Annotated in this window: 24 protein-coding genes; 11 read left to right on the top strand and 13 right to left on the bottom strand. The window is 70.9% G+C overall.

What is annotated here, in order from left to right:
- Positions 1-20: 20 nt before the first annotated feature.
- The 7 genes from B4V04_RS07605 to B4V04_RS07635 all read right to left on the bottom strand — a co-directional run bounded on the left by B4V04_RS07605 (position 21) and on the right by B4V04_RS07635 (position 6,763).
- A complete protein-coding gene (locus tag B4V04_RS07605) occupies positions 21-845 on the bottom strand; it encodes a shikimate dehydrogenase (RefSeq protein ID WP_498230547.1) in 825 nt (274 codons plus the stop codon).
- Between the two features lie 63 nt (positions 846-908).
- Positions 909-2,036, bottom strand: coding sequence for a DUF373 family protein (locus tag B4V04_RS07610; protein WP_498230549.1), 1,128 nt, complete (start codon positions 2,034-2,036; stop codon positions 909-911).
- A gap of 114 nt (positions 2,037-2,150) precedes the next feature.
- Positions 2,151-3,086: a signal peptide peptidase SppA gene (gene sppA / locus B4V04_RS07615; protein ID WP_498230551.1), complete on the bottom strand. Its 936-nt coding sequence runs from the start codon at positions 3,084-3,086 to the stop codon at positions 2,151-2,153.
- Between the two features lie 143 nt (positions 3,087-3,229).
- Positions 3,230-4,153 (bottom strand): coiled-coil protein, encoded by a 924-nt coding sequence (locus B4V04_RS07620; RefSeq protein ID WP_144799541.1) that lies wholly within the window; start codon positions 4,151-4,153, stop codon positions 3,230-3,232.
- Positions 4,154-4,475: 322 nt separating this feature from the next.
- The gene (locus B4V04_RS07625) at positions 4,476-5,162 is read right to left on the bottom strand and encodes a 2,5-diamino-6-(ribosylamino)-4(3H)-pyrimidinone 5'-phosphate reductase (RefSeq protein WP_498230553.1); all 687 of its coding nucleotides are present in this window, start codon (positions 5,160-5,162) and stop codon (positions 4,476-4,478) included.
- Positions 5,163-5,223: 61 nt separating this feature from the next.
- Positions 5,224-5,745 carry a PUA domain-containing protein gene (locus B4V04_RS07630; RefSeq protein ID WP_498230554.1) on the bottom strand — a complete coding sequence of 174 codons (522 nt, stop codon included), beginning with the start codon at positions 5,743-5,745 and terminating at the stop codon, positions 5,224-5,226.
- A gap of 100 nt (positions 5,746-5,845) precedes the next feature.
- Entirely contained in the window at positions 5,846-6,763 is a 918-nt protein-coding gene (locus B4V04_RS07635) for an HD domain-containing protein (protein WP_498230555.1), read from the bottom strand.
- A 327-nt stretch (positions 6,764-7,090) separates the two neighbouring features.
- On the opposite strand from B4V04_RS07635, the gene dapA reads away from it, so the two are divergent.
- From dapA to B4V04_RS07665, 6 genes are read left to right on the top strand one after another with little or no spacing between them, the layout of a single operon-like run.
- Positions 7,091-8,092 (top strand): 4-hydroxy-tetrahydrodipicolinate synthase, encoded by a 1,002-nt coding sequence (gene dapA, locus B4V04_RS07640; RefSeq protein WP_498230556.1) that lies wholly within the window; start codon positions 7,091-7,093, stop codon positions 8,090-8,092.
- Positions 8,089-8,883, top strand: coding sequence for a 4-hydroxy-tetrahydrodipicolinate reductase (gene dapB / locus B4V04_RS07645; protein WP_498230557.1), 795 nt, complete (start codon positions 8,089-8,091; stop codon positions 8,881-8,883). The genes dapA and dapB overlap by 4 nt, the downstream gene beginning before the upstream one ends.
- 57 nt (positions 8,884-8,940) lie before the next feature.
- A complete protein-coding gene (locus B4V04_RS07650) occupies positions 8,941-9,780 on the top strand; it encodes a 2,3,4,5-tetrahydropyridine-2,6-dicarboxylate N-succinyltransferase (protein WP_498230559.1) in 840 nt (279 codons plus the stop codon).
- Entirely contained in the window at positions 9,777-11,171 is a 1,395-nt protein-coding gene (lysA, locus tag B4V04_RS07655; RefSeq protein WP_498230560.1) for a diaminopimelate decarboxylase, read from the top strand. The genes B4V04_RS07650 and lysA overlap by 4 nt, the downstream gene beginning before the upstream one ends.
- Entirely contained in the window at positions 11,168-12,118 is a 951-nt protein-coding gene (gene dapF, locus B4V04_RS07660; protein ID WP_498230562.1) for a diaminopimelate epimerase, read from the top strand. Before lysA ends, dapF begins: the two co-directional genes overlap by 4 nt.
- A complete protein-coding gene (locus B4V04_RS07665; RefSeq protein WP_498230564.1) occupies positions 12,115-13,347 on the top strand; it encodes a M20/M25/M40 family metallo-hydrolase in 1,233 nt (410 codons plus the stop codon). Before dapF ends, B4V04_RS07665 begins: the two co-directional genes overlap by 4 nt.
- Here the strand turns inward: B4V04_RS07665 and B4V04_RS07670 are convergent.
- Positions 13,344-13,841 (bottom strand): LabA-like NYN domain-containing protein, encoded by a 498-nt coding sequence (locus B4V04_RS07670; RefSeq protein ID WP_498230566.1) that lies wholly within the window; start codon positions 13,839-13,841, stop codon positions 13,344-13,346. The two genes, B4V04_RS07665 and B4V04_RS07670, sit on opposite strands and share 4 nt — an antisense overlap.
- Positions 13,842-14,067: 226 nt before the next feature.
- On the opposite strand from B4V04_RS07670, the gene B4V04_RS07675 reads away from it, so the two are divergent.
- Genes B4V04_RS07675 through B4V04_RS07695 form a run of 5 tightly spaced genes read left to right on the top strand, consistent with a single transcriptional unit; the run spans position 14,068 to position 20,584 of the window.
- The gene (locus B4V04_RS07675) at positions 14,068-16,011 is read left to right on the top strand and encodes an ABC transporter substrate-binding protein (protein WP_498230568.1); all 1,944 of its coding nucleotides are present in this window, start codon (positions 14,068-14,070) and stop codon (positions 16,009-16,011) included.
- 33 nt (positions 16,012-16,044) lie between these two features.
- Positions 16,045-17,019, top strand: coding sequence for an ABC transporter permease (locus B4V04_RS07680; protein ID WP_498230570.1), 975 nt, complete (start codon positions 16,045-16,047; stop codon positions 17,017-17,019).
- A gap of 7 nt (positions 17,020-17,026) precedes the next feature.
- Positions 17,027-18,211, top strand: coding sequence for an ABC transporter permease (locus B4V04_RS07685; RefSeq protein WP_498230572.1), 1,185 nt, complete (start codon positions 17,027-17,029; stop codon positions 18,209-18,211).
- Positions 18,211-19,251 carry an ABC transporter ATP-binding protein gene (locus tag B4V04_RS07690; RefSeq protein ID WP_498230574.1) on the top strand — a complete coding sequence of 347 codons (1,041 nt, stop codon included), beginning with the start codon at positions 18,211-18,213 and terminating at the stop codon, positions 19,249-19,251. Before B4V04_RS07685 ends, B4V04_RS07690 begins: the two co-directional genes overlap by 1 nt.
- Positions 19,244-20,584 carry an ABC transporter ATP-binding protein gene (locus tag B4V04_RS07695; protein WP_498230576.1) on the top strand — a complete coding sequence of 447 codons (1,341 nt, stop codon included), beginning with the start codon at positions 19,244-19,246 and terminating at the stop codon, positions 20,582-20,584. The genes B4V04_RS07690 and B4V04_RS07695 overlap by 8 nt, the downstream gene beginning before the upstream one ends.
- Before the next feature lie 30 nt (positions 20,585-20,614).
- Here the strand turns inward: B4V04_RS07695 and B4V04_RS07700 are convergent, their stop codons facing one another.
- From B4V04_RS07700 to tpiA, 5 genes are all read right to left on the bottom strand, one after another.
- On the bottom strand, positions 20,615-21,355 hold the full coding sequence (locus B4V04_RS07700) for an acyl-CoA synthetase family protein (RefSeq protein ID WP_498230578.1): 741 nt from the start codon (positions 21,353-21,355) through the stop codon (positions 20,615-20,617).
- A gap of 105 nt (positions 21,356-21,460) precedes the next feature.
- Positions 21,461-21,781, bottom strand: coding sequence for a cupin domain-containing protein (locus B4V04_RS07705; protein WP_498230579.1), 321 nt, complete (start codon positions 21,779-21,781; stop codon positions 21,461-21,463).
- A 47-nt stretch (positions 21,782-21,828) separates the two neighbouring features.
- Positions 21,829-22,995: a molecular chaperone DnaJ gene (gene dnaJ / locus B4V04_RS07710; RefSeq protein WP_498230581.1), complete on the bottom strand. Its 1,167-nt coding sequence runs from the start codon at positions 22,993-22,995 to the stop codon at positions 21,829-21,831.
- An 81-nt stretch (positions 22,996-23,076) separates the two neighbouring features.
- Positions 23,077-25,020 (bottom strand): molecular chaperone DnaK, encoded by a 1,944-nt coding sequence (dnaK, locus tag B4V04_RS07715; RefSeq protein WP_498230583.1) that lies wholly within the window; start codon positions 25,018-25,020, stop codon positions 23,077-23,079.
- Positions 25,021-25,175: 155 nt separating this feature from the next.
- Positions 25,176-25,820: a triose-phosphate isomerase gene (gene tpiA, locus B4V04_RS07720; RefSeq protein WP_498230585.1), complete on the bottom strand. Its 645-nt coding sequence runs from the start codon at positions 25,818-25,820 to the stop codon at positions 25,176-25,178.
- Positions 25,821-25,864: the final 44 nt, after the last annotated feature.

Raw genomic sequence — 25,864 nt, forward strand, 5'->3', positions numbered from 1 at the left:
CCCGCTTCGACGACCGACGGCTACTCCAACTCCGCCCGCAGCGCCGCGTTCATCGCCTCGACGGGCGCCTCCCGTCCGGTCCAGATCTCGAACGCCTCGACGCCCTGGAACAGGAGCATCCACGCCCCGTCGACCGTCGTCGCGCCCGCGTCGGCGGCCTCCCGCAGGAGCCGCGTCTCGATCGGCGCGTACACCGCGTCGAGGACGGCTAGGTCGCCGTGGAGGTGCGCCGCGGGCACCGGCGTCTCCCCGGGGGCCTCCATGCCGACGCTGGTCGCGTTGACCAGCACGTCCGCGCCGGCGACGCGCTCGCCGAGGTCGTCGAGGCCGCCGCCGGTCGCCCGGGGAACCGCCTCGGCCAGCGAGACGGCCCGCTCGGCGGTGCGGTTCGCCACGTGGACGTTCGCGCCCGCGTCCGCCAGCGCGAACGCCGCCGCCCGTCCCGCACCGCCGGCCCCGACGACGACCGCCGCCCGGCCGTCGAGTTCCACGTCATGGCGCCCGAACGCCCGCTTCACGCCGGCCGCGTCCGTGTTGTAGCCGCGGGGCCGGTCGGCCTCGCCGGCGTGGACCGGCCCGAAGTCGACCGTGTTGACGGCGCCGATGCGCTCGGCGAGGGGGGCGGCGTCCACCGCGTCGAGGACGTCGCGCTTGAACGGCACCGTGACGTTGAGCCCGGCGACGCCGAGGTCGGCGGCGCCGGCGACCGCCGCGGCCGCGGCGTCGGCGTCGGGCTCGAAGGTGACGTAGCGCGCGTCGATCCCGAGCGCCTCGTAGCCGGCCTCGTGGAGCGGCGGCGACAGCGAGTGCTCGACCGGGTTCCCGATCAGTCCGTACACGTCCATGGGCGCTCACGCGGCCGCGACCGAGAAAAGTGGCGCGATCCCCTCACCGCGCCGTCCCCGCCCTCACTTCCCGTCCGTCTCCCGGTCCGCGTCGATGACGTCCTCCAGCGTCTCCGTCCCCACGTCGCTCGCGAGCTTGACGCCGACGAGCGAGACGACGATCCCCGCGACGATGAACCCCGCGAGCCGCTGGACGGGGGTCACCCCCATGCCGATCGGCTCGAACGGGTCGATCACCGACTCCTGTGCGAGGAAGTAGCCCGCGAACCCGCGGACGACGAGCGAGACCGCGACGATGACGAACGGGAGATTGAGGTAGGGGGTCCGGATCCCCTCGTCGCGGATCAGCTCGTCGAGGAGCCGTCCCACGGCCGCGGTGACGCCCGCGACCGCGAACCACGGGACGGCGGCGTGGGTGAACTCCATCGCCTCCACGATCCGGGGGGCGCTCGCGAGCTCCGAGGCCGACAGCACGCCGAAGAAGCCGCCCACGAGCGCGAGCCCGGCGGCGACGACGTACGTGACGATCGACACCTGCCCGGCGTACAGCGCCTCCCGGACGCGCTCGGGCATCCCCGCGACGAACCGGTCGATCGCGAGCCCCTTGTAGAGGAGCGCCGCGCCGAGCAGCCCCGCGACGCCCGCGACCGCCTCGGCGGGGGAGAACCAGTAGAACAGCGCCGGCAACAGCAGGAGGGCGACGCCGAACGGCACGAGGATCGTCGACCGGAGCTGCTCGTCGGCGAGGAACTGCTTCAGGAGGTAGTAGGTCGACTCGATGTCGCGGGCCTGGCGGACGACGACGCGGTCGACGGAGTCGACCGGGATCCGCGACTCCACGATCGGGAGCACCTGCTCGTCCTCCGCGGAGTCGACGACGACGACCGCCGCGCGGGGGTCGTACCGGTCCACGAGGTCGTCGAGCTGGGCGGCGATCGAGCGGTCGGCGCCGACGGCGGTGTCGCTCTCGGCCGACACGACCGCGACGACCGCCTCCTCGCGCTCGTCGCGGAGGTCGCGGGCGACCCGCAGCGACTCGAGCAGACAGTTGACGCTGGCGTCCTCCGGGTCGCTGAGCCCGGCGTCGGTGACGAGCGACCGGACCGCCTCCCAGCCGGCGACCGGCATCGGGACGTTGGTGGCCCGCCCGATCGCCCCGGAGCGGTCGATGCAGATGACCAGCGTCGTCACGCCTCGACTCTCGATCCGCCCGAATAAAAAGCTCCCCGTCGGCGAGGGGGTCGCCGGGGGCGGGTCCCCTGCCCGCAGGAGCCGCCGATCGACCCACTGCGGCGGGCGTCCGCCCTACCGCAGCTCGACGTCGACCTCGCCGCCCTCGCTCGCGAACACGCTCGCGACGCCGCTGCCGGCGGCGAACGCCACGCGCTCCGCGCCGATGCCGAGCCGCTCCGCGAGCCCCCGGTCGGGCGTGAACTCGCGGACCTCGGGCTCCGCGTCGATCAGCTCCTCGAGCCGGTCCTCGACGTCGTCCTCGGTGCCGAGCTCGTCGACGAGCCCGATCTCGAAGGCGTCGGTGCCGAGGTACACCCGCGCCTCGGTCTCCCGGATCGCCTCGGGGTCCATGTCGCGACCCTCGCTGACGGTCTCAACGAACTGCTCGTAGTAGCCGTCGATGATCCCCTGGAGGTACTCCCGCTCGTCCTTCTCGATCTCGCGCAGCGGGACGCCGGCGTCCTTGTACTCGCCGGCGGTGAACTGCTCGTAGGAGATCCCGAGCTTGTCGGCGAGCCCGGCGGCGTTCGGCCGGGAGCCGACGACGCCGATGGAGCCGACGAGGCTCGCGTCGCGCGCCCACAGCTCGTCGCAGCCGCTCGCGATCCAGTAGCCGCCGGACGCGCAGGTGTCGGTCGCGTACGCGACCGTCGGGCCGTCGAAGTCGGCGGCCGCGCGCCGGATGTCGTCGCTCGGAAGCACCTCGCCGCCGGGCGTGTTGAGCTCGACGACGAGCGCCTCGACGTCCTCGTCCTCGTCGGCCGCCTCGATCTGCTCGACGACGTCGTCGGCCGTCGTCCCGCCCGGCCCCGACAGCGGGGAGGGGCGTCCGGTCTTTCGGGTGATCGGTCCGGAGACCGTCACCTTCGCCGCGTTGTACTCCTCGCTCTCGCCGAACCGCCCGCGGGTGAGCCGGGCGACGATCCGCCTGCCGGCCACCGTCGCCGTCGCGCCGACCACGGCGGCCGCGAGGAGGTTCCGTCCGTCCGAACGCGCGTCGCTCTCCATACCGTCGGTTGGGGGCGCGGCCGTTTATATGGTGGCGCTGCGGGGATCGGCGTCGGGCGGCGGCGTCGAACGCCTTCTCGAACACGACGCGGTCGCTGGCGGGACGAAAAAGACCGCAAAACCGGGGGAAATCGGCGTCCGACTTACAGCAGGCCGGTCTTCTGGAGCTTCATCAGGTCCTCGGTGTCGAGCGTCTCGCCCTCCTTGAACTTCTGGTAGATCTCCTCGGCCTCCTCCTTCTCCTCCTCGCGCTTCTCCGCGCGCTCGTCCTTGCGCTCGCGCTCCTCCTCCTTGTCGAGCTCGCGCAGGCGCTTCTGGACGCGCACGAAGTCCTCGTGGTGTCGGTCGGCGGCCTCCTGGGCCTCCACGAACAGCTCGTGCATCTCGTCGGCCTCGTCGCGGATGTCGTCGGCCTCGCGGTAGGCCTCGATCATCTGGTTGTGGTGCTCCTGGGCCTTGTCCGCGAGCTCCGTCACCTTCTGGTGGTGCTGGGACGCCTCGGACCGGACCTCCTCGGCCTCCTCGACCAGCTCGTCGAGCTCGCTGGTGTCGTCGACCTTGTCCTTCTTCTCGGCGAGCTTCTCGCGCTTCTCGTCGATCTTCTCGATGAGCTCGCGCTCGTCCTCGGCGTCGAGGACTTCGGTCTGCTGCCGGAACTCGAGGTCCTCTATCTCCTCTTTGAGCTCCTCGATGGACTTGCCGGAGCCGAGCTCCATGTCCTGTTTGAGGTCCTCGACCTCGTCGAACAGCTCGTTGGCCTCGGCGTTGAGCTCGTTGCGTTTGTCCTTGTGCTCCTGGACCTGCTCGTTGAGCTCGTCGCGCTTCTCGCGGTGTTCCTGGGCCTCGTCGACCTTCTCGCGCGTCTTCGCGTTGAGGTCGTCGCGCTTGGAGGCGCGCTCGGAGGCCATCTGGTTCAGCTCGTTGCGTCGGTCTCGCAGCTGACCGGCGCGCTTGATGAGCTGTCCCTTCGACCCGTTCTCGAGGTCGTCCTCGGAAAGGTCCACGTTGTCCGCCTCGTCCATCGGTTCGATGTCGTACTGATCGATGACTTCGTCTTTCGTTACCATTTTTTATCTCTCCATCACCGCTCCGGGGGTAGCGGTCGCTCGCCGTCGTGCGTCGGGCCGTTCACAAGAGCTCCCGTTCATTTCAGCGTGCGATCCCACCAGCGCCGGAGGCGTTCTGGTACCAGATCCTACCGCAGGCCGACATATAAAGACTTCGGTGGATCGGGTGTAACCCGGTAGCACGGGCCGTATACCCGCCGATCCGTGGCGAACGATCACACACCCATCGCTATTTATGAAACGTTCCTCGGAGCTCCGGCCGGGGCCGTTCGCGGGCGCTCCCGGGCGTCGCCCGCGGGATCTCGGGAGCGTCCCCGTGACCTCACTCGGCGTCGCCCCGGACCTCGTACGAGAGCACGATCCCGTCGTCGAACCGCTCCGCGTCGACCAGGTCCAGCCGCGGGAACGCCTCGGTGAACCCCTCGCCGTCGGCGAGCGTCGGCGCGTCGCGGCCGCCGATCACCAATGACCCGACGTACACGTGGAGCTCGTCGACGAGCCCCGCCGCGAAACAGGAGTAGATCACCTCGCCGCCCCCCTCGACCATCAGGCGGTCGACGCCGCGGTCGGCCAGCGCCGCGAACCCCCCGGGGAGGTCGACGTGGCCCTCGTCGGGCTCGCTTTCGACCGCGACGACCTCCGCGCCGGCCGCGGTCAGCGCCTCGCGGCGCTCCTCGGTCGTCGCCGGCGAGACGAGCAGGTACGTCGTCGCCGCGTCGTCGAGGATCCGGGCGTCGGTCGGCGTCCGGCCCTCCGAGTCGACGACGACGCGGGCGGGGTGGCCGGGGCGCCCGTTCCGCAGGCGCTGGACCCGGCGGTCCTCCTCGTCGAGCGTGAGGTGCGGGTCGTCGGCGAGCACCGTCCCGACGCCGACGAGCACCGCGTCCGCGGCGGCCCTGACGCGGTCGACCCGGTCGAAGTCCTCCGGGCCCGAGATGCGGAGCTGCTCCCGGCGCCGCGTGGCGAGCTTCCCGTCGACGCTCTGGGCGGCGTTGACGACGACGTGCATACGCGTGCGTGTCGGGGGCGGGGAATGGTCGTTTCGGTCGACTACTCCGCGCCGCCGCCGGCTACTCCGCGTCGCCGACGCCGTCGCCGCCGACGCCGTTCCGCACCTTCACCGCGACGCCGCTCGCGAACGCCTCGGCCTCCGCGCCGGAGAGCTCCGCGCGGCCGACCGCGAACAGCGCGTCCGCCTCGTCGACGACGAGCACCTCGTCGCCGGGGCGGATCCCGTCGTCGGCCGCGGTCACGAACTTCGCGAAGGCGTTGCGCCCCTCGCGGACGAACGGCTCGCTCTCCTCGCCGACGACCATCCGGTGTCGCGGCGGGGCCAACGCCTCGCGCAGCCGCCGGCCGCCGGCGACCCCGAGCGTGAAGCGCCCGTCGGTGCCGTACGAGACGAGGCGGTCGCCCTCGGAACTGCCGGGCGTGTCGTCGACGTCGCCGACGATCACCTGTCGCGGGCGGCCGCCGCTCGACCGGCGGACCGTCAGGGGCTCGTCTGGGGGAAAGAGGGCGCGGCCCGCGCCGGCGCCGAACTGGTAGTCGGCGCCGGTCCGTAAGTCCGCGAGCGCGTCGGCGTCGGTCATACCCTCTCTGCCCCGGCCACGCCCAAAGCCGTTACGACACGGGGCGGTCCTGACCGCCCGACACCGAGCGGCCCGGACCGCACGAGGCGAAGCGCCCCGCTCACAGCTCGATCCGGTCGACGATAGACTCGGTCCCGTCGCCGTTGCTGTGGGTGTTGATCGCTATCGTCTGGATCCGGTCTTCCAGCAGGGATCCCTCCATCTTCGCCTTCAGCAGCGAGTCCACCTGATAGACGCCCGCGGCGTTGTTCATCCGGATCACGACCTGCGCGGGGGTCTCCTCGCCCTGGCGCAGCGAGACGCGCTCGATCGCCTGCGAGGAGACGGTGTTGATCCCGCGGCCGCCCTCCTCGTAGGGGACCCGCGAGCGCCCGCGCTCCATGTCGAGCCCGTCGGCGATCCGGACGACGCCGGCCTCTAGCGTCAGCGGCTGCTCCTCGGTGTGGTGACAGAGGATCGCGTGGAGCACCTCCGCCTTCACGCGCACCTGATCGGCCACGTCGTAGAAGGAGGGAAGGAGGTCGTCGAGCAGGTCGGCCGCGAGCGGGATCGAGTAGTACGGGTGGTCGTGGCGGTGGACGACGTGGCCGATGTCGTGGAGCGTCGCCGCGAGCGCGATGACCACCGCCTCGTCGGCCTCGTCGAGGCCCTGCTGGCGGGCGCCGTTGAACTCGACGCCGCCGGCCTTCAGCAGGTCGTACAGCCGGAGCGCGCGGTCCCGCACGATCTCGATATGCTTCGCGCCGTGGTCGTTGTACCCCTTCCGGTCGACGGGGTTGACGTTCTGCGCCTCCAGGTACGCGGTGATCTCGGCGTCCGAGTCGATCCGGTCGAGCACCTCGTTTAGCCGGCCGTCGGGGAAGGCGTGGTCGGCGTCGGGGTCGTACTCGTGGCGGTCGGCGTCGGTGTCGGGATCGAGGCCCGGATCGGTCGGTGGGTCGGCGGGGTCGGTCGCTGATTCGTCCGGATCGGCCGGTGACTCGGCGGAGTCGGTCGAAGAGTCGGCGGGGTCGGTCATGAGATCGGTGAAGACGCGTCGGCGACCTAAAAGGTGTGCGTGCTCGACCCGAGGACGGCGTTCCGGGGTCGCGTCCGTCGACCGGCAGTTTCGACCAGAGGCACAACTTATAAGCGGTACAGGCGTCCAGTACGGATGTGACCCGACCCGCGTCCGGACGCGGCTCGCCGACGCCGTCAGCGACGCGGCTCTTCTCGAAAAAACGCGCGTGAGCCGTCCGCCGGCGGGAGTGGCGACCCCGTCCCGGACGACCCCCGGCCCGCGCGCACCGTTCGTTTCCCGACCGACCGCAGACACCGACCGACCGCAGACACCGACAGCTCACCCATGACAGACGCGACCACCACGACGCCCTACGGAGCACAGACCGAGACGGACCGAGAACAGACCGACGAGCCCTTCGAAGGCGTGTACCCGGCGATGACGACCCCGTTCACCGCCGCCGACGAGGTCGACCACGAGCAGCTCGCCGACAACGCGCGCTACCTCGAACGCGCGGGCGTCGACGGGGTCGTTCCCGTCGGCTCCACCGGCGAGTCGGCGACGATGACCCACGACGAGCACGTCGACGTGATCGAGACGGTCCGGGACGCCCTCGACGACATCCCCGTGATCGCCGGCACCGGATCGAACAACACCGCCGAGGCGCTCTCGCTCTCCCGGCGCGCCGCCGACGCGGGCGCGGACGGCCTCCTCCTCATCTCCCCGTACTACAACAAGCCGGAGGCGCAGGGCTTCCTGAACCACTACCGCACCATCGCCGACGAGGTCGACCTCCCGCAGATCGTCTACAACGTCCCGAGCCGGACCGGCCAGTCGATCCCCGTCGACGTCACGGTCGAGCTCGCGGAACACCCGAACATCCAGGGGTACAAGGCCGCCTCGGGCGACCTGAACCTCATCAGCGAGGTGATCGAGCGCACCCGCGGCGAGGCGTTCTCCGTGCTCTCCGGCGACGACGGGCTCACCCTCCCCGTGCTCTCCATCGGCGGGACCGGCACCATCAGCGTCGTCGGCAACGTCGAGCCGGAGCGCTCCTGCGCGATGGTCGGCGCCGCGCTCTCGGGCGACTACGACCGCGCCCGCGCGCTCCACCACGAGCTCTCGCCGCTCGTCCGCGAGCTGTTCGCCGAGACGAACCCGATCCCGGTGAAGGAGGCGATGCACATCCGCGGCCGGGGCGGGCCACTCGTCCGCTCCCCGCTCTCGCGGCTCTCCGAGGAGCGCCGCGAGGCCCTCCGCGAGCTGCTGGCCGAGTACGACGAGAACGCGCCCGGCACCGTCGACCCCGAGGCCGTCGAGCCCGCGGCGGCGGGGGACGCGGAATGAGCGGCGGCCGGACCGACCCCCTGTCCGTCGCCGTCACCGGCGCCGGCGGCCGAATGGGCCGCGAGGTGATCGAGGCCGCCGTCGACCGCGAGGGCGTCGCCGTCGCGGTCGCGGTCAACCGCACCGCGACAGAGCCCGTCGCGGGAGTCGATGTCGAGGACGCCGACCGGCTGGAGGAGCTGCTCGCGGCCGAGTCACCCGACGTTCTCGTCGACTTCACCGGACCGGCCTCGGCGATCGCGTACGCCGAGGCCTGCGCCGACGCCGGTGTCCCGATGGTCACCGGGACGACCGGCTTCGCGGACGCCCAGATGGACAGCCTCCGTGCCGCGAGCGACGCGGTCCCGGTGCTCAAGGCGTCGAACTTCGCGCGCGGCGTCGCCGCGCTCCGCCGCGCGGTCCGGGAGGCCGCGGCCGCGCTCCCCGGCTACGACGTGGAGCTGACCGAGACGCACCACAACGGGAAGCGCGACGCCCCCTCCGGCACCGCGAAGTCGATCCTCGACGACGTGGAGTCGGTCCGCGACGACCTCGACGAACGCGTCCACGGCCGCGAGGGCGACGCGCCGCGCGAGCCCGGCGAGATCGGGGTCCACGCCCGGCGCGCGGGCGACGTCACCGGCGAGCACGAGGTGCTCGTGGCCGGGAACCGCGAGACGCTCTCGCTCACGCACCGCGCCGGCGACCGCGGGGTGTTCGCCGAGGGCGCGCTCGACGCCGCCGCCTGGCTCGCCGGCCGCGACCCCGGCTGGTACGGCTTCGACGACGTGCTCGACGCCGGGAGCGAATAACCGCCGAACATACGCATATCGACGAATAAATACCGACACTCATCCATACTTCACCCAATGACGCTCGAATCCGACGTATCCGACCTGTGGGACCGCTATCAGGAGGGGCTGACAGCCGCCGACGCGACGAGCGAGGACGCCGAGGTCCTCGAGTCGTTCCTCTCGGCGCTGGAGGCCGGCGAGGTCCGCGCCGCCGAGAAGACCGGCGACGACGTGACCACCTGGGAGGCCAACGAGTGGGTCAAGCGAGGCATCCTGCTGAACTTCGGCCTGCGCGAGACGGAGCCCCGCGAGCACGGCGGCGTCACCTACTACGACGTGCTCCCGCTGCGCGACACGGCCGACCTCGGCGAGCGCGGCACGCGCAACACCCCCGACGGCACCGTCATCCGCCGCGGCGCCTACCTCGGGAGCGACTGCATCATGATGAGCCCCTCGTTCGTCAACATGGGCGCGCACGTCGGCGACGGCACCCTCGTCGACTCCTGCGACACGGTGGGCTCCTGCGCGCAGCTCGGCGAGAACGTGAAGCTCGGCGCCAACACGCTGATCGGCGGCGTCCTCGAACCCGTCGAGGACGCGCCGGTCGTGATCGAGGACGGCGTCTCGCTCGGCGCGGGCTGCCGGGTCACCTCGGGCTTCCGCGTCGGCGAGAACAGCATCGTCGGCGAGAACACCCTCCTCACGCCGCGGATCCCGGTCTACGACCTCGTCGAGGAGGACGTGATCTACGGCCACCTCCCGGCCGACCGCCGGGCGTTCACCCGGATGGTGGAGTCGTCCGTCGGCGACCACGAGCTGTTCGAGGGCGGCGCGTACAAGCCCGCGGTCGTCGCGACCCACGTCGAGGAGGACACGCTGGAGGCGACGCGGCGCGAGGACGCCCTCCGCGAATGAGCGACCGCGACGCGGGGGCGGCGGCCGACTCCGGCGGCGACGATCCCGCCGACGGCGACCCCCCGGTCCGGCGCGTGAGCGACTGGGACGCCGACCGCCTCGCCGAGCTCGCGGCCGAGCACGGGACGCCCCTCTACGTGCAGGACCTCGACCGGGTGCGCGAGAACTGCGAGCGCCTGCGCGACGCCTTCCCGGACGCCGACGTCCGGTACGCCGTGAAGGCCCACACGGGACGGCGGGTCCTCGAAGCGGTCCACGAGGCCGGCCTCGACGCCGAGTGCGCCTCGGCGGGCGAGGTCGACCGCGCGCTCGCGGCCGGCTTCGGCGGCGAGCGCCTCCACTACACCGCGGTCAACCCGCCCGCCCGCGACCTCGATTACGTCGTCGGCGTCGCCGAGGCGGAGCCGGACCTGACGGTCACCGCCGGCGCGGTCGACACGCTCGACCGCCTCGCCGAGCGCGGCTACGACGGCCGTGTCTGCGTCCGGGTGAACCCCGGCGTCGGCGCCGGCCACCACGCGAAGGTCCGGACCGGCGGCGCGGCGAAGTTCGGGATCCCGTACGACCGCGCCGCCGACGCGGCCCGCGCGGCCGCCGAGCGCTTCGACGTGGTCGGGGTCCACGCCCACGCCGGCTCCGGCATCGACCCGGACCAGCTGGACAGCCACCGCGAGATGGTCGCGCGGATGGGCGAGCTGGCGCGCGAACTGACCGATCCGGACGTCGACGCCGACCACCTCGACCTCGAGTACGTCGACGTCGGCGGCGGGTTCGGCGTCCCCTACGAGGAGGACGAGCCGCCGCTCGACCTCTCGGCGGTCGCCGAGGCGACCCGCGAGGCCGTCGCGCCGCTGCCCGCGGGCGTCGACCTCGCGATCGAGCCCGGTCGGTACGTCGTCGCCGACGCGGGCGTCCTGTTGACCCGCGTGAACACGGTGAAGCCGACGCCCGACGAGCGCGTCGTCGGCGTCGACGCCGGGATGACGGACCTGCTGCGCCCGGCGATGTACGACGCGTACCACCCGATCCGCAACCTCGGCGGGGCGCCCGACGCGCGGTCCCCCGACGACCGATCGGCAACCGCTGTCACGGTCGCCGGACCTATCTGTGAGACCGGCGATACCCTCTGTAGGGACCGAGCGCTCGCCGACCCGATCCGCGGGGACCTCCTCGCGGTCGGGGTCGCGGGCGCGTACGGATACGAGATGGCGAGCCAATACAACTCACGACCGCGGCCGGCGGAGGTCGCGCTCGACGACGGAACCGCGACGGTCGCCCGACGGCGGGAGAGCCTTGCCGACGTGACGGCCGCCGAGCGGGCGGCCGACCGGCCGGAGACGGCGACGGAGCCCGGAACGCCCACCGAACCGGAGACGGGGGGAGAGCGATGAGCACCCACGCCGTCCCGGTCGAGAAGTACCACGGCACGGGCAACGACTTCCTCGTCGTGGACGCGAGCGCGGAGAGCGTCGGCGACCGCGCGGCGTTCGCGCGCGCCCACTGCGACCGAGAGACGGGCGTAAACGGGGCCGACTTCGGCGCCGGCGTCGAGGGCGACGGCGTCACCGACCCCGACGGGAACGCCGGCCGACGCGGCGCCGACGGCGTCCTCTTTTTAAGCGTCGAGGAGCGGTTCAATCCGACCCGCGTCGTGATGACGCTGGTCCAGCCCGACGGGTCGACGGCGACGATGTGCGGCAACGGCGCCCGCGTCGTGGCCCGATGGGCCCACGACCGGACCGGCGACCGCGAGTTCATGATCGACACGCAGGCGGGGACGCGGCGCGCCTCGGTGAACGCCGACGCGACCGCCGCGACCATCGAGATGGGCGAGCCGACGTTCGACCCGCGGCGTGTGCCGGTCGCCCGCGACGAGCCCCTGATCGACGAGCCGGTCGCGGGGCTGACCGTCACGGCGGTCAACACCGGCGTCCCGCACGCGGTCGCGTTCGTCGACGGCGGGCGCGACGACCCCGACGGCATCGACGCGGTCGACCTCGACGCGGTGGCCCCGCCGGTCCGTCACGCCGACGTCTTCCCCGAGGGCGCGAACGTGAACCTCGCGGCGGTCGTCGACGACGGGAGCGGCGACGGGCCGGCGGTCCTCGACCAGCGCACCTTCGAGCGCGGCGTCGAGGGCGAGACCCGATCCTGCGGCACCGGCGCGGTGGCGGTCGTCGCCGTCGCGCGCCGGCTCGGCCTGATCGAGGGCGAGTCCGCCGTGAGCCGTCCGCCGGGCGGCGAACTGGAGATCACGGTGCCCGACGCGGGCCACGCGACGCTGACCGGCCCCGTCGCTCACGAGTTCACCGGCACGCTGCCGGCCGACCCGCGATGAGCGACCCGTTGTTCGACCCCGTCTCCTTCCTCGAACGCGCCGTCCGGACGCCCTCTCACGAGTCCGTCGACGCGGCCCGCCAACTGGTCGTCGAGACGCTGGACCGGTTCGGCGTCGAGAGCGAGGTCGTCGCCGGCGGCTGCGTGCTCGCCGAGAAGCGGTCGCCCGCGCCGGACGCCGGGCCCCACCTCGTGGCGAACACTCACCTCGACACGGTGACGCCGCACGTCCCCTTCGAGCGGGGAGCGGCCCGCGAGGGCGAGCGGATCGGCTCGGAGGCGGACGAGACCGACGAGGCGGGCGGCCCCGAGGAAGTGATCCGGGGACGCGGCGCCTGCGACGCGAAGGGGCCGCTCGCGGCGCTCCTGTCGGGATTCCTCGCGGTCGACCCGGAGCGCGGCCGGCTCACGCTCGCGCTCACGCCGGACGAGGAGACGTTGTCGCTCGGCGCGGCGGCGCTGACGGGAAAGCTGCCGGGGACCGAGGACCGCCTCGACGGCGACCTGTTCTTAGTCGGCGAGCCCACCGGCCTCGACGCCTGCACCGCCGCGAAGGGGCGGTTCCAGGGGACCGTCGAGCTGTCGGGCACCGCGGCTCACGCCGCGGAGTTCGCCGGTGCGAACGCCGTCGCGGCCGCCGAGGGCGCGCTCGCCGCGATCCGGACGTTCGACGCGGACGCCGACGAACACCCGCAGCTCGGTCCGCCGAAGCTCACGCCGACCGTCATCGAGGGCGGCGAGGCGACGAACCAGGTGCCCGCGGACTGCGCGATCACCGTCGACCGGCGGAGCGTCCCGCCGGAGACGGCCGAGGGGTTCCGGTCGTCGCTCGCGGCCGCGGTGCGATCGCGCGTCCCCGACGACGTCGGCGTCGACGTCGCGCTCACCGACCGCGAGTCGCCCTTCTTCGAGGCGTTCTCGACTACCCCCGACCACGAGCTGGTGGAGGCGGTCGCGAACGCGGCGCGGACGGCGGCCGATTCGATCGGGCTCTCGGCCGACCGCGGCGGGGCGGTGCGCCCCTTCGGGGCGGCGACGGAGGCGTCGTACTTCGCTCCCGCGCCGACGGTCGTGTTCGGCCCCGGCGACCTCGCCGACAACGCCGGCGCGGTCGCGCACGCCGAGCGCGAGTACGTCCGCGTGCGGGAGGTGGAGGCGGCCGCGGAGACGGTCGAGCGGGCGATGGCGGGGTTGCTCGGGAGCCGGACGGGGGCGACCGACGCGGCCTAGAGCAGGAACGTCTCTTCCTCCTCGGCGAGGTCGACGAACTCGTCGGCCGCCTCGATCAGCTCGTCGGCCGCGGAGTTGCCGAACCCCATCGCCTCGACGCGGACGCCCTCGTGGCGGAGGTGCGAGCAGAGCCGGGCGAAGTCGCCGTCGCCGGTACAGAGCACGACGGTGTCGACGTGGCTCGCGAGCGAGACGGCGTCGAGGCTCATCCCGAGGTCCCAGTCGGCCTTCTTCGAGCCGTCGGCGAACGTCTTGATCTCCTTGATCTTCGTCTCGAAGCCGATGTCGCGCAGCGCCTCGAAGAAGCTTTCCTCCTCCGGCGAGTCGGCCCGGATCACGTACGCGATCGCGCGGACGAGCGCGCGGTCGTCGACGGCGTTCTCAAGCAGCCCCGAGTAGTCGATGTTGCGGGAGTAGAAGCTCTGTGCGGAGTGATACAGGTTCTGCGAATCCGCGAGCACCGCGACGCGCTGGTCGGGATGGATCTCGGTCATACCGTTCCGTTCACCGGCGCGGCTTAGGGGCTTTGGGATCCGCGTCGCCGACCGGACGGCCCGTACCGCCCGAACGAGCCGGAGCGACCGAGCGATGTGCCTGTCCGTTTACAAATTGACATTTTGTGGTAAGTTTATACGCTCTTAACGGCCGAATATGGGGGAACTACACCGATTCTGTCTGAACATCTGAAGTTTTTAGTAGGTACACTCGTTGTCTCTTGGTATGTCACGGCGACACACTGACGGCAGCAACGGCGGTCGGCGTCTCGGACGTCGGCAGTGGCTCTCCATGCTCGGGATCGGCGGCGCGACCGCGCTCGCCGGCTGCTCGGGCGACGGCGGCGACGGGGGAACCGGGAACGGGACCGACGGCGGCGACGGGACGGACGGAACCGACGGCGACGACGGCGGGACCGACACGTCCACGTACGCGACCGCCGCGGCGGCGTCGTTCACGACGCTCAACCCGATCTACAACACCGAGAACGGCGCCGGCAACGCGATCGCCCGCGCGCTCGATCAGGGGTACACGTTCGACGCGGACAACGAGTACGTCCCGCTCCTCTACGACCTGTCCACCGAGGACGGCGAGGTGTGGACGTTCGAGGTCCGCGAGGGGCTCGAGTTCAGCGACCCGTACGGCGAGGTGACCGCGAGCGATTTCGTCTACCTCATTCAGGAGATCCACCAGAGCAGTTGGGCGAACTCGGCGGCGACGACGAGCTGGCGAGGCGTCACGGTCGAGGAGACGGGCGAGTACGAGTTCCAGGCCACCCTCGAGAGCCCGTCGCTCCTCTGGCCCGAGAGCTACGACCCGCTCCTGTACCCGATCCCGCAGGCCCTCCTCGAACCGTACGTCGCGGAGGAAGACACCGAGGGGCTCCGACAGGACGAGGAGCTCCTTGAGCTCCAGTTCTCGGGGAACCTCGGGCCGTACGTGCTCGACGAGTGGCAGCGCGACGGCGGCACCCAGTACAGCCGCAACGACGACTACTACCTGCGGGACGCCGACGACCTCCCGGACGTGTTCAACGAGGCCCCGTACTTCGACTCCGCGGAGATCCGGGTGCTCGGTGAACAGGCCTCCCGGCTCGGCGCGTTGGAGACCGGCGAGGTCGACTCCGCGGCCATTCCCCCGGAGCGGGTGCAGGAGTACCGGAACAACGACGAGATATACGTCAACCAGATCCCGCAGCCGTACAACGAGAAGATCTCGGTCAACATGCGGGACAACGGCTGGACGACGGGGCCGGGCAACATGTTCCGGCACACGGCGTTCCGGCAGGCGATGGCCGCCGCGATCGACAAGCAGAGCCTGATAGACGGCGTGTTCCGCGGCTTCGCCGAGACCCACTTCACCTGGCAGCCCCGCTTCAGTGACTTCTACCCGCCGGAAGAGGAGATCCCGCAGTTCGGCGTCGGCGACCGCTACGGCAGCGAGTTCGCTCGCGGACTGGCCGAGGACGCCTTCGAACAGTCGGAGTACGACTACGGCTTCGACGGGGAGACGATGGTCGACCCGGACGGCAACCAGGTCCAGCTCAGCATCTACCACAGCGCCGGACAGGAGACCGAGCAGCTGATGGGCGAGTTCATCGCGCAGGAGCTCGGGAACAACCTCGGCATCGACGTGAGCGTCGAGGCCATCGACGGCACCCGGTTCAACAACGAGTACTGGACCACGACCGAGTTCCCGACGCCCGAGCGGAACGAGGAGGGAGAGGTCACCGAGGTCCCCGACGAGCTCGTCGACACCGTGAACGGCGAGGAGGTCGAGTGGACGTCGCCGAGCGCGACGAACCCCGGGCCGCGCAACGTCACGGCCAACGAGGACTGGGACATGGAGATCGTGTTCGGCCTGAACACGTACCCGCGGAACCCGATCACCAACAACGCCTTCTTCGACGGGGCGACCGCGTTCTACAACCCGGTCGGCTACTACCCCGGATTCGACGCGCAGGAGCTGTTCGACAACGCGCAGCAGGCGACGAGCGAGGAGGAGCTGGCGGACGCGCTCGTCGAGCTGTTCGCCAACCTCGCGGAGGAGCAGCCGTACATCATGCTCGCGTTCCCCGACAGCACGGTCGGCTACCGCGAGGGGCTCGAAGGGCCCATCGAGAACTTCTCGAACGGGTGGAACCTGCCGGCGTGGAGATACGAGCAGTAACGCCGCCCCCACCACACCTCCTAGACTATCATAATGGGATTCGGAAAGTACGTCGGCGCGCGCGTGCTGTGGGCAGTGGTCGTCTCGCTGATCATCACCACGATCACGTTCCTCCTGCTCTCGGCCGCGCCGAACCCGGCGATCCGCGAGGCGGCGACGCAGGCCGCGCTGCAGGGCGGTGACCCGGCGGCCGCGGTCGAGCGGGAACGCGAGCTCCGCGGGCTCAACCAGCCGCTGTACGTCCGGTACATGGACTTCATCCGGAGCGTCTACACCCTCGACTGGGGCTGGTCGGAGAGCCGCAGCCAGCCGGTGATCGAGGCGATGGGACAGGCGCTCTACTACACCGCGCAGTACTCGATCCCGTGGACCGTCCTCACGATAACCCTCGGGCCGCTCGTCGGCGTCTACTCCGCGGCGAACATGTACAGCTGGCGGGACCACGTCGCGACCGGGTTCGCGTTCTTCGGGTACGCGATCCCGAACTTCTTCTTCGGGATCATCCTGCTCCTGGTCTTCGGGGTCTGGTTCGAGGTGGTCCCCATCTCGTACGACACGAGCGCCCCGGTGTTCAGCTTGGAGAACGCCAGACAGCTGATCTTACCGGTGTTCGTGCTCGTGACGGGTTCGATCGGCGCGACGATGCGGGTCTCTCGGAACGAGTCCGCGGAGTTCCAGAACTCGGACTTCATGAAGACGGCGAAGGCGAAGGGCGTCTCGCCGCTGCGCGCGTACGCCTACCACGTGATGCGGCCGACGATGGTGCCGCTGTCGACGACGCTCGTCGGACAGCTCCTGGCGCTTTTCATCGGCTCGTCGCTGCTCGTGGAGGTCGTGTTCGGCATCCCCGGACTCGGCAGACTGACCTTCGAGGCGCTCCTCTCGCAGGACACCAACCTCGTCTTGGGGTCGACGCTCGTGTTCACGTTCGTCGCCGTCGTCGGCAACCTGCTGGAGGACCTGGTGTTCACCGTGCTCGACCCGCGGATCAACTACGACGACAGATAACTCACACATGGCAACCGAAAAACCGGAGCAGTTCGACCGCGTCGACTGGAGCGAGCTCTCTCAGTCGGGCCGGTACGACCTGTCGATAAACTCGATCGGCATGCTGGCGGCGACGCTGCCGCTGGCGCTCCTCTACCTGTACGACTACCTGTTCGTCGGCGAGCGCGAGGCGACGTTCCAGGCGATCGGACTCAGCAGGAACCTCGACCCGCTGGATTACGCCTTCGTCTTCACGCTGTTCCTCTTCTTCTTCTACCTGGTCCTCCCGCTGTACCAGAACCCGCGGATGACCCGGTACTACTGGAAGGAGTTCAGGCGGAACCGGCCCGCGGTCGTCAGTCTCGGCTGGCTGGGGATCGTGTTCGTCGGCGGGCTCGTCGGTCCGCTCCTGATCAGCGCGCCCGAGCAGAGCATCCTCACCGGCCACCAGCCGCCGGTGTTCCTCTCGATCAACGAGGCGAACGTCGCGAACTGCGTGGGCGAGGTCGCAAACGGCCGGTGCCAGGGGACGTGGCAGCACCCGCTCGGGACCACCCGCGGCGGGAAGGACGTCTTCGCCGGGGTCGTCTACGGGATGACGATCAGCATGCAGATCGCGTTCATCACGACGACGATCGTCGCGGCGATCGGCATCACGTTCGGCACCGTCAGCGCGTACGCGGGCGGCTGGGTCGACGAGGTGATGATGCGGTTCGTCGACATCATCCTCTCGTTCCCGACGTTCCTGATGTTCCTGCTCATCCTGTACATCTACGGCGCCGGGCTGGGGATGTTCATCCTCGTCTTCTCGGCGTTCGCGTGGGGCGGCACCGCGCGGTACGTGCGCAGCAAGTCGCTGTCCGTCTCCGAGGAGGAGTTCATCAAGGCGACCCGGATAAGCGGCGCGAGCACGTACCGCGTGGTCCGGAAACACGTCGTCCCGAACGTGGCGAGCAGCATCATCACGCAGCTCACGCTGCTCATCCCCGGCTTCCTGCTCGCCGAGGCGCAGCTCGCGTTCCTCGGGATCGGCGACTCGGCGGTCCCCTCGTGGGGACAGCTGATCTCCGCAGGACGGAGCGACCTGGCGTTCGCCCCGTGGATCGTGTTGGCTCCCGGCATCGTGCTGTTCCTGACCATCCTGGCGTTCAACTTCATCGGCGACGCGCTGTTGGACGCCTTAAACCCCGAAGCGGAGGCGGAGAACGCGTAATGTCCACCCCACTGCTCGAGGTCGAAGGCCTCACGACGACGTTCAGCACCGACAGCGGCGAACTCACGGCGGTCGACGGGATCGACTTCTCGGTCGACGAGGGGGAGACCGTCTGCATCGTCGGCGAGTCGGGCTCCGGAAAGACGGTGGCGACGGAGTCGGTGACGCGGATCGTCAAGGAGCCGCCGGGGCGCGTCGAGGGGTCGGTCCGATTCAAGGGACGCGACCTGCTGGAGATGAGCGAGCCGGAGCTCCGCGAGATCCGCGGGTACGAGATCGCGCACATCTTCCAGAACCCCCAGGAGGCGATGAACCACTGTTACACGGTCGGGTGGCAGATCGTGGAGGCGCTGCAGATCCACCGCGACGTCTCCGACGACGAGGCGCGGGCGAAGGCGATCGACCTGATGGACAGGGTGGGGATCGCGAACGCCAGCTCCCGGTTCGACGACTACCCGCACGAGTTCTCCGGCGGGCAGAAGCAGCGCGTGATGATCGCGATGGCGCTCGTCGGCGACCCCGACCTGCTGATCGCCGACGAGCCGACCACGGCGCTGGACGTGACGGTGCAGGCGCAGATCCTCCGGCTCCTCGAGGACCTCCAGGCGGAGTTCGACATGGGGATCCTCTTCGTCACCCACGACCTGGGCGTCGTCGCCGAGATCGCCGACCGCATCGTCGTGATGTACGCGGGCAAGGTGATGGAGCGCGGCGACGTGCTCGACGTCTTCGAGCGTCCCGCGCACCCGTACACCCAGCGGCTCCTCAACTGCCTGCCCGAGATCGGCGGGAAGAAGGGCGGGATCCCGGGGACGCTCCCCGACCCCCTCGACCCGCCGGACGGGTGCCGGTTCGCCCCGCGGTGCGAGCGCGCGGTCGACGCCTGCGTGACCGGCGACCAGCCCGAGGAGATCGAGGTGAACCCGGGACAGCGCGCCTCCTGCGTCCACTACCGCCCCGGCCGCGACGACTCCGTCGTCCGCGACGGGATCCCGGACGCGGGCGCCGACGGCGAGGGGGTGCGCTCCGCCGATGACTGAGGAGCCGCTCCTCTCCGTGCGGGACCTCGAGAAGCACTACCCGATCCGGAAGGGCCTGTTGAACCGGCGGGTCGGCGCCGCTCGCGCCGTCGACGGCATCAGCTTCGACATCGCGCCCGGGGAGACGCTCGGGCTCGTCGGCGAGTCCGGCTGCGGGAAGTCCACGGCGGCGACCTCCATCGTCCGGCTGGAGGACCCGACGGGCGGCGAGGTGATCTTCAACGGCGGCGGGCGGGGCGGCGCGACCCGGAACGCCGACGGCACGCACCCGAACGACGTGACGCGCTTCGACGACCGGGAGCTGAAGGCGTTCCGCCGCGACGCGCAGATGATCTTCCAGGACCCCTCCTCCAGCTTCGACCCGCGGATGTCGGTCGGGAGCGCGGTCGCCGAGATGCTCCAGATCCACGGGATGTCCGACCGCCACCGGCGCCGGGCGATCGTGGAGGACCTGCTCGAGCGGGTCGGGCTCTCGCCCGAGGATTACGACCGCTACCCGCACGAGTTCTCCGGCGGCCAGAAGCAGCGGATCGCGCTGGCCCGCGCGCTCGTGTTGAACCCGGAGCTCATCGTCGCCGACGAGCCGGTCTCCGCGCTCGACGTCTCGATCCAGGCGGAGATCCTCGACCTGATCGCCGACCTCCAGGCGGAGTTCGACCTCTCGCTTCTGTTCATCAGCCACGACATGTCCGTCATCCGTGAGATCTGCGACCGGGTGGCGGTCATGTATCTCGGCGAGATCGTCGAGATCGGACCGACGGACCGGATCTTCGCCGACCCGCAACACCCGTACACGGAGGCGTTGCTCTCGGCGATCCCGACGCCGGACCCGCGCTCGACCGCGAAGGGGATCGAGCTGACGGGAACCGTGCCGAGCCCGGAGGACCCGCCCTCCGGCTGTCGGTTCCACACCCGGTGTCACAAGGTGATCCAGCCGGACGACGTCGACCTCGATCAGTCGAGCTGGCGGGGACTCCTGAACCTCCGGGACGCGCTCGCCGCCGGCAGCGTCGACGTCGAGCAGATCCGCGAGAACTTCCGGACCGGGAGCGACGCCGAGGCGACGCCCGAGGCCGTGAAAGGCCAGATCCGCCGAGAGTTCGACGTCGAGGAGGCGGTACCCGCCGCCGAGATGGAGTCGCTGCTCGACGCGGCGCTCGACGAGGCGCTCGACGGCGACCTCGAGGGCGCGGCGGCGACGCTCTCCGAGCGCGTCACCACGCCCTGCGAGGAGACCGTTCCGGAGCGGACCGACCACGGGGCCGGTCACGAGTCGGCGTGTCTCCTCCACGAGCGGGACCGGTCGGCGCCGTTGAATCCGGCCGACGACTGAGGCGATCGCCGCCGCTCTCCCCGCTTTGTCCTAGCGATCGCCGACCGCCGGGAGCGGTATCGGTCGCGGGTCGCCGCCCTCCGCCGGCTCTAGGCTCACGGTCGGCTCGTTGTCGCTCGTCCCCTCGCCGATGAGGACCGACGTCGCCCCCGCCGCGAGCGGCGCGACGACTCCCGCGGCCAGCGCCCGGGGGTCCGCGAGGTCCCCGCGGAGAACGACCCTGCCTCCCTGTTCGAGCCTCAGCTCGTCGACGACCGACCCGGCGGCGTCGAGGAGCGCGCGGTGGGAGACGTCGCCGTCCGGCTCGTCGCGGTTCGTTCCGCGGAGAACGGGGTCGTCCGGGCCGACTCCGCTCGGGGGCATTCCCGGGTTCTCGCTCCACAGCTCCTGTTCCCAGTGGGTCGTCTCCGGTCGCTCCGGCGGGCCGCCGAAGGCGGCGAGGCTGGTACCGGGCGCCGGCTCGGTCGTCGACTCGTCGGCGACGTCGACGAGGACGACGCGGTCGCCGCGCTCGATCCCCGCCGCGGGGTCGAACCGGACCGGGGCGCCCAGCCCGGCGGCGCCGAGGAAGGCGAGCGTCGTGTGGAGCCCCGGCGCCGGCTCGACGGCGACGGTCGACCCCTCGCGCGCGCCGAGGTAGCGGAGCACGTTCGCCGCCTTGTACGCGTTGGTGATCAGGTCGCGGTACGTGCGCTCGCGCCCGTCGGGCGTGACGAGCGCGACGTCCCGACTCCGTCGATCCCGCGCGAGGAGGTCCCCGACCACGTCCATACCCGGGGCTCGGAGCGGCCGAGACTTAAAAACGAGGAGTGGCGCGGTCGGGCGCGCCGATCCCGTGAGAGGCCGGGGGCGCGCCCCGCGTCAGGGCGCGCCGTGTCAGGGCGCGCCTGCGATGACCATCCGCGAGCCGTCGGCGGAGAAGGCGAGGTCGCGCGCGGAGTCGGCGTCGACCCGGACCGCGTCGCCGGGACCGAGCTCGACGGGCTCGCCGTCGACTGTCAGCGTCGCCGCGCCGTGGAGCAGCACGTACACCTCCTCGTGGTCGGCGTCGGCGTGGTCGTGCTCCATCCCCTCCCAGCCGTCGTCGGCCTCCACGACGGTCACGCCGAGCTTCTCGCAGTCGAGCGCGTCGCGGAGGAAGTACATCCCCGGCGCGCGCGGTTCGACGTCGTCGTAGGCGGTGGTGTCGTAGCCCATATCCGCAGTACGTGGCGCGTGTTGGAAAAACTACGGGACGAGAGCGGTCAGAAGGAGCTCTTCAGCCGCTCGAAGAAGCCGCCGCCGACGTCGATGTCCTCGCCGCCGGCCTCGGCGAACGCCTCCAGCGCCTCGCGCTGCTCCTCGTTGAGCGAGTCCGGGATCACGACGCCGACCTGCACGTAGAGGTCGCCGCGGCCGCGCCGACGCAGCCGGGGCATCCCCTTCCCCTCGAGCCGGAACGTCTCGCCGCTCTGGGTGCCGGAGGGAACGTCCATCTCCACGGTGCCGTCGACGGTCTCGACCTCGACCGTGTCGCCGAAGACGGCCTGCGGGAAGGAGATCGCCTCGCTGACGCGGAGGTCGTCGCCGTCGCGCTCGTACCGGTCGCCCACGTCGACGTCGACCTCGATCAGCAGGTCGCCGTTGGGCCCGCCGTTCTCGCCGGGCGCGCCCTCGCGCTCCATCCGGAGGCTCTGCCCGGAGCGGATCCCCGCGGGGATCTCCACGGAGAGCGTCGCCTCCTCGCGGACGACGCCGTCGCCGCCGCAGTCGGCGCAGTCCTCGCTGTACAGCTCGCCCTCGCCCTCGCAGCGCGGGCACGTCGAGGTCTGCTGGACGCGGCCGAGCGGCGTCTGCTGGACCTGCTGAACCTGCCCGCGCCCGTTACACTGCGGACAGGTCTCCACGTCGGCGTCCGGCGGGTGCCCCGCGCCGTCGCAGGTGCTACACGCCGTGGGTCGGGTGAGCGTGACCTCCTTCGTGGCGCCCTCGAACGCCTCCTCGAGGTCGATCGTGAGGCCCGTCCGGAGGTCTTGGCCCTGCCGCGGGCGATCGTCGCGACCGCCGCGGCCCCCGCGGCCGCCGCCACCGCCGAAGAACTGGTTGAAGATGTCCTCGAAGCCGCCGGCTCCTCCCGCACCGCCGGCGCCGCCGAAGGGGCCGCCGGCGCCGCCGGGGCCGCCGCCGCCCGTCGCGCCGCGCTTGTCGGCCTCGGTGAAGCGGTCGTGGCCGAGCTGGTCGTACTGGCGGCGCTTCTCCTCGTCGGTGAGCACCTCCTTGGCCTTCTGGATCTTCTTGAACCGCTCCTCGGCGTCGTCGTCGTCGCTGACGTCCGGGTGGTGTTCGGCGGCCTTCTTGCGGTACGCCTTCTTGATCTCCTCCTCGCTGGCGTCCCGCGACACGCCGAGGACGTCGTAGAAATCTTCACTCATGCGTTACGTTCGTTGTTGAGTCGTTCGTGGCTGGGTCGTGTTAAGGGGCCCGTCCTCCCGACGGCCGACGCGTGGTCGACGCTATTCCTCGTCGTCGTCCACGTCCTCGAAGTCGGCGTCGACGTACTCGTCGTCGCCGTCGGCGCCCGCGCCGCCCGGACCTGCCGCACCGCCCGGACCTGCCGCGCCGCCCGGACCTGCCGCGCCGCCCATTCCGCCGGGACCGCCCGGACCGCCGGCAGCGCCGCCGGCGCCGCCCGGACCGGCCTGCGCGGCCTGTCCCTCGTACATCTGCTTGCCGATCTCCTGGAGCTGCTCGGTGAGCGCCTCGGTGACCGATTCGATCTCGTCGGTGTCGGCCTCGTCGTCCTCGAGGACCTCCTCGACGTCCTCGATGGCCGCCTCGATGTCGGCGACGAGCTCGTCGTCGTCGAGCTCCTCCTCGTTCTCCTCTAAGAGGGTCTCGGCGCGCTGGATCGTCGTCTCGGCCTCGTTGCGGGCCTCGATCCGCTCGCGGCGGGCCTCGTCCTCCTCCTTGTGCTTCTCGGCCTCCTCCTGCATCTCCTCTATCTCCTCGTCCGAGAGGCCGACGCCCCCCTCGATGGTGATCGACTCGGCGTTGCCCGAGCCCTGGTCTTCGGCCTCGACGTTGACGATGCCGTTCTCGTCGATGTTGAACGAGACCTCGATCTGCGGGGTGCCCGCGGGCGCCGGCGGGATGCCGGAGAGCTGGAACGCGCCGAGCAGCTCGTTCTCCTCGGCGATCTCGCGTTCGCCCTGGAAGACGCGGACGTTCACCGACGTCTGGTTGTCGGCGGCCGTGGTGAACACCTTCGACTCCTCGGTCGGAATGGTGGTGTTCTTCTCGATGAGCCGCTCGAAGAGCCCGCCCTTCACCTCGATCCCGAGCGAGAGCGGGGTGACGTCCAGCAGGACGATGTCGTCGACGTCGCCGGAGAGGACGCCGCCCTGGACCGCCGCGCCGAGCGCGACCGCCTCGTCGGGGTTGACGTTCTTCTTCGGCTCCTGGCCGACAAGCTCCTCGACCTTCTCCTGGACCTGCGGCATCCGGGTCGACCCGCCGACGAGGATGACCTCGTCGATGTCGCCCTTGTCGTAGCCGGCGTCGGAGAGCGCCTGCTCGGTCGGTTCGACGGTGCGCCCGATGAGGTCGGAGGTGAGGTTCTCGAACGTCGCGCGGGTGATCGACTGCTCGAGGTGGACCGGACCGCTGTCGGTCGCGGTGATGAAGGGGAGGTTGACGGTCGTTTCCTTCTTGTTCGACAGCTCGATCTTCGCCTCCTCGGCGGCGTCTTTCAGGCGTTGGAGCGCCTGCCGGTCCTCGCGGAGGTCGATCCCGTGGTCGTTCCGGAACTCGTCGGCGATGTGGTCGATGAGCGCCTCGTCCCAGTCGTCGCCGCCGAGGTCGTTGTCCCCGTTCGTGGCGACGACCTCGTAGACGCCGCCGCCCAGGTCGAGGACCGAGACGTCGAACGTGCCGCCCCCGAGGTCGTACACGAGGACGGTCTGGTCGGACTCGTCGTCGAGGCCGTACGCCATGGAGGCGGCGGTCGGCTCGTTGACGATGCGCTCCACGTCGAAGCCGGCGATCTCGCCGGCGTCCTTCGTCGCCTGTCGCTGCTTGTCGTTGAAGTACGCAGGGACGGTGATGACCGCCTTCTCGACGTCGTCGCCGAGGTACTCCTCGGCGTCGCGCTTGATCTTCTGGAGGATCATCGCCGAGACCTGCTCCGGCGTGTAGTCGTCGTCCCCGATCTCGACCGTGTAGTCGTCCTCGCCCATGTGCCGCTTGATCGACTGGATCGTGCGGTCGGGGTTCTGGACGGCCTGGTTCTTCGCCGGCTTCCCGACGAGCCGCTCGCCGTCGTCGGCGAAGGCGACGACGGAGGGCGTCGTCCGGTCGCCCTCCGCGTTCGCGATGATCTCGGGCTCGTCGCCCTCCATCACCGCGAACGCGGAGTTGGTGGTACCGAGGTCGATACCGAGGATCTTGTTGCTCGCCATCTTAGCCAAAGTTAGCGGCTTGTGTCGGTTAAAGGTTACTAGACGGCGCGATCTCGGCGGACAGTCGATCCCGTCCACGTCGTGCGGTTTCGACGATCGTGTGAACCGCTCGCACCGGTGTCTTTATACAGATCCGCAAGCGCAGGGACCTGCGCTCAGAGCCCGGAGACGAGGTCCTCCAGCGCCGCCCGCGGGTCGTTGGCCTTCGCCACGCCGGAGGCCAGCAGGATCCCGGACGCGCCGAGGTCGCCCGCGGCGGCCACGTCCTCGCCGGTCGAGACGCCGGCGCCGCAGAACACGTCGACCGCGGGGTCGACCGCGTCGGCGGCCGCGACGGCGTCCTCGACGATCCCGGGGTCGGCCGTCGAGACGGAGACGTCGCCGCCGATCAGCTCGGGGGGTTCGACGGCGACGGCGTCGGGGCCGAGCGCGGCGGCCGCGCCGACCTGCGCCGGGTTGTTCGCGCAGACGATCGTCTCCAGGTCGGCGCGCTCGGCGGCGCGGACGGACCCGTCGACGTCGGCGAGCTTCAGCCGCTTCTCGGAGTGGTTGATCAGCGTCCCCTCGGCGCCGTTGGCGGCGACGGCCTCGGCGAGCGTCGACCCGGTGTGGGAGCCGTGGTCGTTCGGCGAGACGTGCTGGGCCCACGTCTCGACGCCGGTGTCGGCCACCCGGGCGAGGTCGGCGGCCTGCGGCGAGACCGCGATCCGGGCGCCGGCCGCCTCGGCGACGTCGCGGGCGGCGGTCGCGACTTCGATCGGATCGCACGGATACGCCTTGAGGTTCACCAGGATGAACATATCCGGGCTCGGGGCCGCGGGCGCAAATACCTTCATGCTCCGGC

It is taken from the genome of Halorubrum sp. B52 (assembly GCF_059752555.1).